The sequence below is a fragment of the Kitasatospora sp. NPDC059973 genome, assembly GCF_042737525.1.
Taxonomy (GTDB): domain Bacteria; phylum Actinomycetota; class Actinomycetes; order Streptomycetales; family Streptomycetaceae; genus Kitasatospora.
The window spans coordinates 23,348-34,074 of the sequence record NZ_JBHWUI010000098.1 but is presented as its reverse complement, the minus strand read 5'-3'; the positions used below and the strand labels follow the sequence as shown (position 1 = coordinate 34,074).

The 10,727-nt window shown below is 74.9% G+C and carries 9 protein-coding genes; 2 read left to right on the top strand and 7 right to left on the bottom strand.

Annotated features, from left to right (window positions below; translation table 11 throughout):
• Positions 1-54: 54 nt before the first annotated feature.
• From ACFWA9_RS24945 to ACFWA9_RS24930, 4 genes are all read right to left on the bottom strand, one after another.
• Complete coding sequence (locus ACFWA9_RS24945) at positions 55-999, bottom strand: ROK family glucokinase (RefSeq protein ID WP_329487291.1); 945 nt, start codon at positions 997-999, stop codon at positions 55-57.
• Between the two features lie 192 nt (positions 1,000-1,191).
• Positions 1,192-1,551 carry a DUF5304 family protein gene (locus ACFWA9_RS24940; RefSeq protein WP_329487292.1) on the bottom strand — a complete coding sequence of 120 codons (360 nt, stop codon included), beginning with the start codon at positions 1,549-1,551 and terminating at the stop codon, positions 1,192-1,194.
• 182 nt (positions 1,552-1,733) lie between these two features.
• Positions 1,734-2,906: an ArsA family ATPase gene (locus ACFWA9_RS24935; RefSeq protein WP_380389871.1), complete on the bottom strand. Its 1,173-nt coding sequence runs from the start codon at positions 2,904-2,906 to the stop codon at positions 1,734-1,736.
• Positions 2,907-2,931: 25 nt separating this feature from the next.
• Positions 2,932-3,366, bottom strand: a complete 435-nt coding sequence (locus ACFWA9_RS24930) for an SRPBCC family protein (protein ID WP_329487294.1) — start codon at positions 3,364-3,366, stop codon at positions 2,932-2,934.
• Positions 3,367-3,689: 323 nt separating this feature from the next.
• Here ACFWA9_RS24930 and ACFWA9_RS24925 point away from each other — a divergent pair, with 323 nt between their 5' ends.
• Entirely contained in the window at positions 3,690-5,483 is a 1,794-nt protein-coding gene (locus tag ACFWA9_RS24925) for a long-chain fatty acid--CoA ligase (RefSeq protein WP_352287069.1), read from the top strand.
• Positions 5,484-5,530: 47 nt separating this feature from the next.
• On the opposite strand, the gene ACFWA9_RS24920 is transcribed toward ACFWA9_RS24925, so the two are convergent.
• Positions 5,531-6,670, bottom strand: coding sequence for a glycosyltransferase family 4 protein (locus ACFWA9_RS24920; RefSeq protein WP_380389868.1), 1,140 nt, complete (start codon positions 6,668-6,670; stop codon positions 5,531-5,533).
• A gap of 244 nt (positions 6,671-6,914) precedes the next feature.
• On the opposite strand from ACFWA9_RS24920, the gene ACFWA9_RS24915 reads away from it, so the two are divergent.
• The gene (locus ACFWA9_RS24915) at positions 6,915-8,339 is read left to right on the top strand and encodes a glycosyltransferase 87 family protein (RefSeq protein WP_359802625.1); all 1,425 of its coding nucleotides are present in this window, start codon (positions 6,915-6,917) and stop codon (positions 8,337-8,339) included.
• On the opposite strand, the gene ACFWA9_RS24910 is transcribed toward ACFWA9_RS24915, so the two are convergent.
• Both ACFWA9_RS24910 and ACFWA9_RS24905 read right to left on the bottom strand, forming a co-directional pair.
• A complete protein-coding gene (locus ACFWA9_RS24910) occupies positions 8,336-9,493 on the bottom strand; it encodes a hypothetical protein (protein ID WP_380389866.1) in 1,158 nt (385 codons plus the stop codon). The two genes, ACFWA9_RS24915 and ACFWA9_RS24910, sit on opposite strands and share 4 nt — an antisense overlap.
• A gap of 32 nt (positions 9,494-9,525) precedes the next feature.
• Complete coding sequence (locus ACFWA9_RS24905) at positions 9,526-10,584, bottom strand: NlpC/P60 family protein (RefSeq protein WP_380389864.1); 1,059 nt, start codon at positions 10,582-10,584, stop codon at positions 9,526-9,528.
• Positions 10,585-10,727: the final 143 nt, after the last annotated feature.

Sequence of the window (10,727 nt, the reverse complement as noted above, 5' to 3'; positions counted from 1 at the left end):
GGGCCACGAGGCTCCGGTCGCGCCGCCGCCGTCGGCGGGTGCGGGGTGGGTGGGTCAGACGGTGCGGGCGAGGTCGGCCGCGCCGGCGATGCCGGAGGCGGAGCCCATCGAGGCGAGCACCACCTCGGCGCGCGGGCGGTGCACCCCGCCGGTCAGGTAGTGCTCGAAGGCCTTGGCGACCGGGTCGAGCAGCAGCCGGCCGGAGTCGGAGACCCCGCCGCCCAGCACGAAGACCGCCGGGTCGAAGAGCGCGGCGAGGTCGGCCATGCCGCGGCCCAGCCAGTCGGCCAGCTCGTTGTAGCAGTCCAGGGCGAGCGGGTCGCCCGCCTCGGCCGCCTCGGTGATGTGGATGCCGCGGATGGTCTCGGCGACGCCGTCGTTCAGCTCCAGCATCCGCCGGCCGCGCACGGGGTCGGCGGCGGCCATCTCCCGGCCGTAGCGGCGCAGCGCCCGGCCCGAGCCGTACTGCTCCCAGCAGCCCTTGCCGCCGCAGCCGCAGGGCAGGCCGTCGGGGACCATGTTGAGGTGGCCGATCTCGCCGGCCACGCCGAACCGGCCGCGGTGCAGCCGGCCGTCCAGGACGATCCCGCCGCCGATGCCGGTGCCGACGGTGATCAGCACCATGTCCGAGTACTCGGCGGCGGCGCCGAAGCGGAACTCGGCCCAGGCAGCGCAGTTGGCGTCGTTCTCGACCACGGTGTCCAGGCCGGTGAGCTCCTCGATCCGGCCGCGCAGCGGCTCGTCCTCCCAGTCGATGTTGGGGGCGAAGATCACCGTGGAGCGGTCGCGGTCGACGAAGCCGGGGGCTCCGACGCCGGCCGCGACCACGTCGGGGTACTGCTCCTTGAGCTCGCGCACGGCCTGCGCGATGGCGTCGACCGCCCACTGCGGGTCGGCCGGGGTGGGCACCCTGGTCCGGGCCAGGATCTCGCCCGCCTCGTTGACCACGCCTGCCGCGATCTTGGTCCCGCCGACGTCGACGCCGATGGTCAGAGCCATGTGTCCCTCAGCTATTCACTCGTTCCCGCTGGACGGAACGGTACCGTCCAACCCTGCCCCCGTACACACCGTCGCCTACATTAACCGAAGACAATTCACGACCAAGCTCGCCGAGCAGCTTCAAAAGTCGTACATTCCGCCCCGCTCCGTCACAGCAAGGGTCCGCACGGTCACTTCCCGGGAGTCCGGGCTTCACTGCTTGTCGGACGGCCCGTCAGGTGTGTCGAGGTCGATCCGCTCGCTGCGCGCGGCGTCCCCGGCGGTCCAGCGGTGCTCGTGGCCGGCCACGGCGGCCCGGTAGGCGGCCATCAGCTCCCCGCCGGCGGCGGCCAGGCCGGTGCCGGCGGCGGACAGGTGGCCGTACACCTCGGGCTGCTTCTCGCGCAGGCGCTCGGCGAGGCCGGCCAGCGAGATCAGGGTGTCGGCGCTCGCCTCCTGGGCCTTCTGGCCGACGACGGACGCGAACCGGCGCACCTCGTCCACCAGCGGGCCCAGCTCCGGGCCGAACGGGTGCTCGGCAGCCTGCTCGGTGCGGTCGTCGGCAGTGGTCATCGCGGGCGTCTCCTCAGCTCCGGCCGCGCCTGCGGCCCCTGGCCCCGACGCTACCGGACGGGCCCGACCGCCCCGACGGCCCGCCATCGGGGCCGGCGCACGGTCACCGGGCGGCGCGGAGGGCGAACCGGCGCACGGTCACCGGGCGGCGCGGGAGGCCCGGTCGCGTCCGCGCGGGGTGCTCAGCCGCGCGGCCAGAGCGCCGGATCGGGCGCGAACCGGACGGCGAGCGCCCCGTCGTGCAGGCCCGCGCCCGCCACCGTGCAGCGGCGCAGCGCCGAGGGCAGCGTGAGCACCCGCCGGTGGGCACCGAGGCCGACCACGAGTTCGTCGCCGCGCCGCACCAGGTCCAGGTCGGCCCGCTCGGCACCGGGCAGCGCGAGGTGCCAGACCAGCAGTCCGTCCTCGGCCAGCCGGTCCTCGACGCTCCACGGCTTCGGGTCGAGCGGGGCCGGGCCGGCGCCCGCGCCGTAGAGGCGGTCCGCGACGGCCTCCAGGGTGACCTCGGTGAACCCGGTGACCAGCACCGGGACGTCGCTCGCGGCGGTCAGCGCGGCCAGCTCCTCCTGCCGGCGCCGGGCCAGCCCGGCCAGCCAGGGGTCGGCCGAGTCGGCGGCGGCGTCCGGCAGCGCGCCGTGCACCACCACGGCGTCCGGCCGGTGGCCGTGCAGGGCCAGCCCGGCCCGGATCCGGCGCAGCTCGCCGTACGGGTGGGCGTCGGCGGCGGTGACCAGGCGGACGCTGGTGCCGGGGGCGGCGAGCGCCGCACGGGCCTCGGCGAGCGCGGCGGCCGCCTTGGTCCGGCCCTCGTAGAGCCAGTCGGCGGGCATCGGCACCCCGGCCAGGCCGGCCAGCAGCGGGCGCAGCGCCCGGGCGGCCTGCCGCTGCTCGGGCACCAGCCGGGCCAGGTAGCGCTCCAGCTGCTCGGGCAGCGCGAGCGCGGCGATCAGCTCGGCGGGCGGCGGGGCGAGCACCACCAGGACGTCCGCCTCGGCGGCGGGCAGGGCCCGGAGCAGGGCGAGCCGGGCGGTGCCGGGGAGGGCGGTGAGCTCCTCGGGGTCGAGCGGGTCGGCGCCGAGCAGGTCGAGCGCGGGCTTGATCCGGCCGCCGATCTCGCCGAGGGCGTGCCGGAACGCGGCCTGCTCGTCGATCCTGGCCACGGTCAGGCCGGGGGCGTACGGGGCCGGTTCGGGCTCCAGCCGGGCGCCGAGGACGGCGTCCAGGGTGCGGTGCGGGTCGTCGGCGGCCAGCAGCAGGGTGCGCCGCCCCTGCCGGGCGGCGTGCAGGGCGGTGGCGGCGGCCACCGTGGGCGCCGCCGCGTCGCCGCTGACCAGGATGGTGCGTGTCGCCGTCATGCCGTCCAGCCCCGCTTTCCCGGCGTCAGCCCTCGACGCGCTTCTTCAGTCCGGCCAGCGCCCGGTCGATGATGACCTTCTCGGCCTTGCGCTTGATCATCCCGAGCATCGGGATCTTGACGTCGACGGCCAGCTGGTAGGTGACCTCGGTCCGGCCGCCGTCCAGCGGGGCGAGCGAGTAGGAGCCGTCCAGCGAACGGAGCATCTGGCTGCGCACCAGCGTCCAGCCGACCTCGCGGTCGCCGTCCCAGGTGTAGGCCAGCACGTGCTCGTCGCGGATGGCGCCGGCGTCGAGCAGCAGGCGCACCTGGGCGGCGCGGCCGTTCTCGGCGGTCTCCAGCACCTCGACCTCCTTGACCTCGCCGGTCCAGGCCGGGTAGGCGGCGAAGTCGGCGATCACGGCCATGACCTTCGCCGGGGTCGCGTCGATGGTGATGCTCGACCTGGTGTGCTCCGCCATGGGTATGGCCCTCCGCGTCGTCCCTTGCTGCCGGCCCGGCCGAGCCTGCTCGGTCGGGTGCGCCCGGAGCAGGCTATCGCGCCCGGCGATCCCTCAGGTCCGGGGCTCGGAGGGTGCGCGGCCCCGGGCTCGGGGGCGCTCGCAGGCTACCCGCCGGTCACGTCCGGGCTGCCGTAGGGTGCCATTCGAACGACCCGGTCACGGCCTGGTCGGACCGGGTAAAGGTGTGACACTTCGAACACCGGAGCCGACCCCCCTGGTCGAAGCTGCCTACCGGGCAGTAACGTCCTGCCGTCCCGCAGCGTCGCGAACGAGGAGCAGTCTTGCTCGACTTCAGCCTTCCGGCCCTCTACCAGGTACCGAGCGGCGGTAACCTCTCCGACCTCGTGCACCAGAACGCCGAGCGGCACCCGGACGTCGTGGTGCTCAGTCGCAAGGTGGACGGCCGGTGGCAGGAGTTGACCGCCGCCCAGTTCCTGGTCGAGGTGCACGCCGCCGCCAAGGGTCTGATCGCCGCGGGCATCGAGCCCGGCGACCGGGTGGGCATCATGTCCCGCACCCGCTACGAGTGGACGCTGCTGGACTTCGCGATCTGGACGGCCGGCGCGATCACCGTGCCGGTGTACGAGACCTCCTCCGCCGAACAGGTGGAGTGGATCCTCGGCGACTCCGGGGCGGTGGCCGTCCTCACCGAGACCGCCCAGCACGCCGCGGTGGTCGAGGAGGTCCGGGGGCGCCTGCCGCTGCTGCGGCAGACCTGGCAGATCGAGGGCGGCGCCCTGGCGACGCTGGCCGGGGCGGGCCGGGACGTCACCGACGCGACCGTGGCCGAGCGCCGGTCGCTGGCGACGGCCGACTCGATCGCCACCGTCGTCTACACCTCGGGCACCACCGGCCGCCCCAAGGGCTGCCAGCTGACCCACGCCAACTTCATGGCCGAGTGCGGCAACATCGTGGAGCGGCTGGCCCCGCTGTTCCGCACCGGCGAGAGCTCGGTGCTGCTCTTCCTGCCGCTGGCCCACGTGCTCGGCCGGATCGCCGAGATCGCCCCCGCGATGGCCCCGATCAAGCTCGGCCACGTCTCGGACATCAAGGACGTCACCGCCGAGCTGGCGGCGTTCCGGCCCACCCTGATCCTGGGCGTGCCGAGAGTGTTCGAGAAGGTCTACAACACCGCCCGCGCGAAGGCCCAGGCCGACGGCAAGGGCAAGATCTTCGACAAGGCCGCCGACACCGCGATCGCGTACAGCCGGGCGCTGGACGCCGGCGGTGCGGGCCTGGGCCTGCGGATCAAGCACAAGATCTTCGACAAGCTGGTCTACAGCAAGCTGCGCGCCGCGCTCGGCGGCCGGGCCACCCACGCGATCTCCGGCGGCGCCCCGCTCGGCGAGCGGCTCGGCCACTTCTACCGGGGCATCGGCTTCACCGTCCTGGAGGGCTACGGCCTGACCGAGACCTGCGCGGCCACCGCCTTCAACCCGTGGGACAAGCCGAAGATCGGTACGGTCGGCCAGCCGCTGCCCGGCGCCGCCGTCCGGATCGCCGAGGACGGCGAGGTCCTGTTCAAGGGTCCGCAGGTGTTCACCGGCTACTGGAACAACCCGCAGGCCACCGCCGAGGCGCTGAAGGACGGCTGGATCTCCACCGGCGACATCGGCTCGCTGGACTCCGAGGGCTACCTCACCATCACCGGCCGCAAGAAGGAGATCATCGTCACCGCGGGCGGCAAGAACGTCGCCCCGGCGGTGATCGAGGACCGGATCCGGGCGCACGCGCTGATCGGCGAGGTGATGGTGGTCGGCGACCGCAGGCCGTTCATCGGCTGCCTGGTCACCGTGGACGAGGACTTCTTCCCCAAGTGGAAGGAGCTGAACGGCAAGCCCGCCACCGCCACGGTGGCCGAGCTGCGCGAGGACGCGGACCTGCTGGCCGCCGTCCAGGCCGCCGTGGACGACGGCAACGCCGCCGTCTCGCACGCCGAGGCGGTGAAGAAGTTCCGGCTGCTGGACACCGTCTTCTCCGAGGAGAGCGGCCACCTCACGCCGTCGCTCAAGCTCAAGCGCAACCTGGTGCTGAAGGACTTCGCGGCCGACGTCGAGGCGATCTACCAGCGCTGACCGTACGGTGCGGGCCCCGCCGCGGCGGCGGGGCCCGCACCGCTTCGTCAGCCCGCCAGCAGCGAGGTCAGCCGCCCGGCCAGCAGGTCCCACCGCCAGGAGCGGTCCACCCAGCGCCGCCCGGCCTCGCCGAGCCGCCGGCGCAGCTCCTCGTCGTTCAGCAGCCGGACGATCCGCTCGGCCGCGGCGGCCGGCGAGCCGCCCGGCACCACGTAGCCGGTCTCGCCCTCCAGCACCGCGTCCGGCGCGCCGCCGGAGTCCCCGGCCACCACCGGCAGACCGGTCGCCGAGGCCTCCAGGTAGACGATGCCCAGGCCCTCGACGTCCAGCCCGCCCCGCCGGGTCCGGCAGGGCATCGCGAAGACGTCCCCGGCGCCGTAGTGCGCGGGCAGCTCCGACCACGGCACCGCGCCGGTGAACCGCACCGCGTGGCGCACGCCCCGGGCGTCGGCGAGCTTCTCCAGGTCCGCCCGGTAGGGGCCGTCGCCGACGATCAGCAGCACGGCGTCCGGCACCTCGGCGAGGATCTGCGGCATCGCCTCGATCAGGGTGTCCTGGCCCTTGCGCGGCACCAGCCGGGAGACGCAGACCACCACCGGCCGGTCCGCCAGCCCGAGCCGGCGGCGCAGCTCGGCGCCGCCCGAGTCGGGGTGGAAGGTCTGCTCGTCGACCCCCGGCGGCAGTTGCACCATCCGGGCGGCCGCCTCCGAACCGACCGCGTCGGCGATCCGGGAGCGGGTGTACTCGCCGAGGTAGGTGAGGGTGTCGGTACCGGCGCCGATCCGGCGCAGCAGCTGCCGGGCCACCGGGAGCTGGGCCCAGGCGGCCTCGTGGCCGTGCGTCATGCCGAGCAGTCGGCCGCCGGCTCCGGCCCGGCGCAGCGCGGGCGCCATCAGCCCGAGCGGGGCGGCCGCGCCGAACCAGACCGAGTCGCACTTCTCGGCGCGGAGGATCTCGGCGGCCCGGCGGGTGACGCGCGGTGTGGGAACCATCACCTTCGTCCGGTCGCGGATCACCGGGAACGGCTGTTCGGCGTCGAAGCGGGCGACCTCGGCGCCGTCGCGCCAGGTCGACGCGTAGACCACGATGCTCCCGGCGGGCTGACGGACAGCCATGTTGTGGACGAAGGCCTGGATGCCGCCGGGTCGCGGCGGGAAGTCATTGGTGACGATCAAGGTCTTGTGCATCAGGCCACGGCTCGCTCGGTCGGGGGGTGCTCGGTGTACCGCTGGGTGATCCGTACGATAGGTCAACACCACGACCCGCCGGGAACGGATCCGCGCACGGCAACCGTTTCTCCCCCGGGTCTGTCCTAGAACCTAGGCAGCCGGTGCGGCCCCGCCGAACGTGGCGCCGCGCCCGGCACCGGCCGCCCGGGCGTCCGTCGCGCGACGCCTCCGGTGGGACGTCCGAGACGAACGAGGGAGCGCAGTGGAGTTGGCCCCGGCCACCAAGTCCGGTTCACCCAGCGGCGCCGACGGCCCCGGCACGGCGCTGGCCGTCCGCCAGGAGCCCGTACCGGCCCCCACCGGCCCCTCCCGGCGTACCGGGGCGCTCTGCGCGCTCGGCGGGACGTGGCTGGCCTCCCGGGCACTGCTGCTGCTGCTGGTGACCGGCGTGCTGCGGATGGCCGGCGGGGACATCACCACGGACGTCTGGCTGATCTACCACGGCTGGTACGGCGTCCTGCAGACCGGCACCTTCCCGCTGGACGACGTGACCTGGCAGTACCCGCCCGGCGCCGCCCTGGTGATCATGCTGCCCGGGCTGCTGCCCTGGTCGTACCTGGTCTCCTTCTGGGTGATCTGCGGGCTGGCCGACGCGGTCGCGATGGCCCTGCTGGTGCGTACCGGCCTGCGCAGGGGCCGGGCCCTGACCGGTGCCTGGGTCTGGGTGGCCGGCGTGCCGCTGCTCGGTCCGATGATCTACAACCGGTACGACGTCATCGTCACCGCCGTCGCAGTGGCCGGCCTGCTGGCGCTGATCCGCCGCCCGGCGATCGGCGGCATCCTGCTGGGGCTGGGCGGGATCATCAAGATCTGGCCGCTGATCGGCCTGATCGGCACCCCGTCCGGCCGCCGCACCCGCCGCTCCTGGACCGCCGCCGCGGCCACCGCCGTCTCGGTGGGCTTCCTGCTGGCGGCCGGGATGAACGGCGCCTTCGAGTTCCTGACCTTCCAGAAGGACCGCGGCGTCGAGGTGGAGTCGGTCGGCGCGCTGCCGCTGCACTTCGCCCGGATGGCCGGCGCCTGGGACGGCAGGGTGACGATGAACTACGGCTCGGTCGAGATGCTCGGGCCGTGGGTGAACGTGGTCGGCAAGGTGATGCTGGCCGGCAGCCTGCTGGGCTTCGCCTGGCTGCTGCTCTGGCGCTTCACCGCCAAGCGCCGCAACGCGGCGACCATGTACGACGCTGCGCTGGCCGCGCTGCTGATCTTCACCGTGACCAGCCGGGTGATCAGCCCGCAGTACCTGGTCTGGCTGGTCGGCGTGGCGGCGGTCTGCCTGACCGTGCGCGGCACCAGCCAGCGCCCGGTGGCGCTGCTGGTCCTGGCCGCGACGCCGCTGACCGTGGTGGAGTTCCCGCTGCTCTTCAGCGAGCTGGTCGGCAGCGAGCCCTGGGCCGTCACCGCGCTGACCCTGCGCAACCTGCTGCTGCTGGCCGCCACCGGGCTGTCCTGCGTCCGGCTCTGGCGCTCGACCCGCGGGGCTGCCCAGCTCCCGCCGACCGTCGTGCTGGACCGCGCGGAGCCGGAGCCGGTGTCGGCGAACGGCTACCCGGTGCGCCCGGGGATCGCGTACGAGCAGGACCTGCTGGACGGCATCGACCGGCCGCCGGCCCAGCGGCGGCGCTAGGCCGCCAGGCGGCGGACCTCGGTGACCCAGAGCGCGGTGAACTCGGCCAGTCCGAGGCCCAGCTCGTCCCGCAGGACGCGGTCCGACTGCTCCTCCCGGCCCGCCCCCGCGCCCGCCGCGCCGACCGCCCGGTAGTAGCCGACCAGCCGGTCCGGCCCGAAGCGCCGGGCGATCAGGTCGCAGGCCAGCCAGGCCTGCTCGTAGGCCTGGGCGATGCCGTCGGCCCCGGCGGTGAAGTCCCGGTCGGCGGGGAGCGCCGAGGGCACCCGGCCGGCGGCGACGTCCCGGGCCAGCTCGGGGGCGATCTGCCGGGGCGAGCGGCCGGAGTCCCGGTAGCCGGTCCAGTCGGCGACGCCCTCGGAGAGCCAGAGCGGCGTCCAGGCCCGGGTGTCGGCCCGGGTCGCCACGTGCACGGCCTCGTGGGTGATCACCACCTGGCGGCCGAAGTCGCTGAGCCCCCGGTAGGCGCCGGGGTTGACCAGCACCCGGTCGGCCGGGGTGTGCCGGGGGGCGCCGGGCGCCGCGGTGGTGACCGCCACCATGCCGGTCCAGCCCGCCGGGTCGGCGTCCAGCAGCCGGCCGAACTGCTCCTCGGTGGCGGGCAGCTCCAGGAGCAGCCGGCCCGGCCAGGCGGTGCCCCAGAGCGCGGTGACGGCCGGGACGGCCCGGTCGGCCACGGTCGTGAGCTGCGCCGGGTCCGGGCCGTCGGCCAGGCCGAGCACCAGGCAGTGCGCGCCGGCCACCGCCCGGACGGTCCCGAAGTCCCAGAGCGGCGCCGGCCCGTCCGGGCCGTCCTCGCGTTCGACCCGCCAGCCCCCGCCGGTCCGCCACAGCTCCAGCCGGCGCGGGTGGACCACCGGGTAGGCGTCGTAGCCGGTCACCCGGACGGTCAGTTCGGCGGTGGCGGTGAGCCGGTCCGGCCGACCGGCCGGGCCGAGCACGAGGTTGCGGTAGGCCGCCTCCACCGGGGGCGCGGACGGTGGGGCGGTCAGCGTCCGGGCCCGCTCGGCCAGCAGCGCGGCCACCTCGGCCCGCTGGTCCGCCACCGCGGCCACGGAGGCCGCCGGAGCCGCCCGGGGCAGTGACAGCTGGGCCAGTCCGCCCGCCGCGAGCAGCAGGGCCCCGCGCCGGGACAGTGCGCGGCGGCGTGTCACGGCATCGGCGGGAGGGGTCGGGACGGGCCGGCTCAGAGCCGGATCACCTCCGCGACGGGCATCGCGTTGACGCTCTCGTAGCGGACCTTGGCGCCCGGGTAGGGGGCGTGCACGATCACCCCGCCGCCGGCGTACATGCCGACGTGGTGCCTGTCCCGGTAGAAGATCACCAGGTCTCCCGGTCGCGCGTCGGAGATGCTGACCCGCTGGCCGGCGTACGCCTGGGCCTGCGAGGTGCGCGGCAGGGTCACTCCGGCCTGCCGCCAGCTCCAGTACATCAGACCGGAACAGTCGAACGCGCGGGGCCCGGCGGATCCGTACACATAGGGCGAACCGATCATCCGCACGGCGGCGGCCAGCGCGGCCGCGCCGCGTTCGGAGGCGGGCGGGGCCGTGCCCAGGTCGAGGCGGTCGGTGCCGCGGGTGGCCCGCTGCTCGGCCTCGCGGGCGTCCTGGGCCACCATCCGGGCCCGCTCGCCCGCCCCCAGGCTGTTGAGCAGCCGCTGCGCCTTGGCCAGCCGCTGCTGGATCTGCTGCTTGCTCTCGGCCAGGGCCCGGCGGGTCTCCTCCAGCTCGGAGAGCTTCATCGAGGCCTCCGTCCGGCGCTGGTCGAGCCGGCGCTGACGGGCCACCACCTCGTGCAGCGTCTCGTTCTGCCGCTCGGCGGCCTGGTCCAGGCTGCGGGCCCTGGAGAGGTAGCCCTCCGGGTCGGTGGAGAGCATCAGCTGGACGGTCTGCGCCATCCCGCCGCCCCGGTACTCGGCGCCGGCCACGGTGGCGAGGTCGCCGCGGAGCTCGTTGAGCTCGCCCTGGGCGACGGCGACCTGCTGCTGGAGCGTGCCGGTCTCGTGCTGGAGGCGCTGCTGGACGTCCAGTGCGGCGTTGTACTTCTCCGAGGCCTGCTCGGCCTCGTCGTACAGCTGTTCCACCTGCGCCTTGACGTCCTTGCGGTTCGACGGCCCGTCCGGCGTGCCCGGGGCGGCCTGGGCGGCACCCCCCGTGGCCACCCCCAGCGCGGTGGTGGCCGCGGCGGTCAGCACCAGCGCACGGGCGAACGCGCCCGGCAGGGGGGAACGGCGGTGCACGGCCATACGACGGTAACTCCGATCCTGCGACCCGGCCCCGCCGCCGCACCGGTGCGGGCGGCTGTCGAGCGGGAGTCCGGTGGCAGACGTTAGCGAGTCCGGGCGAGCGAGTCCAAACCCCTCCCAACCCGAATATTTGACCCGCAATC

Excerpts from the sequence above, each read along its gene's own strand:
- ACFWA9_RS24905 (WP_380389864.1), bottom strand. The coding sequence starts at position 10,584 with ATGGCCGTGCACCGCCGTTCCCCCCTGCCGGGCGCGTTCGCCCGTGCG.
- ACFWA9_RS24930 (WP_329487294.1), bottom strand. The coding sequence starts at position 3,366 with ATGGCGGAGCACACCAGGTCGAGCATCACCATCGACGCGACCCCGGCG.
- ACFWA9_RS24945 (WP_329487291.1), bottom strand. The coding sequence starts at position 999 with ATGGCTCTGACCATCGGCGTCGACGTCGGCGGGACCAAGATCGCGGCA.
- ACFWA9_RS24940 (WP_329487292.1), bottom strand. The coding sequence starts at position 1,551 with ATGACCACTGCCGACGACCGCACCGAGCAGGCTGCCGAGCACCCGTTC.
- ACFWA9_RS24920 (WP_380389868.1), bottom strand. The coding sequence starts at position 6,670 with ATGCACAAGACCTTGATCGTCACCAATGACTTCCCGCCGCGACCCGGC.
- ACFWA9_RS24935 (WP_380389871.1), bottom strand. The coding sequence starts at position 2,906 with ATGACGGCGACACGCACCATCCTGGTCAGCGGCGACGCGGCGGCGCCC.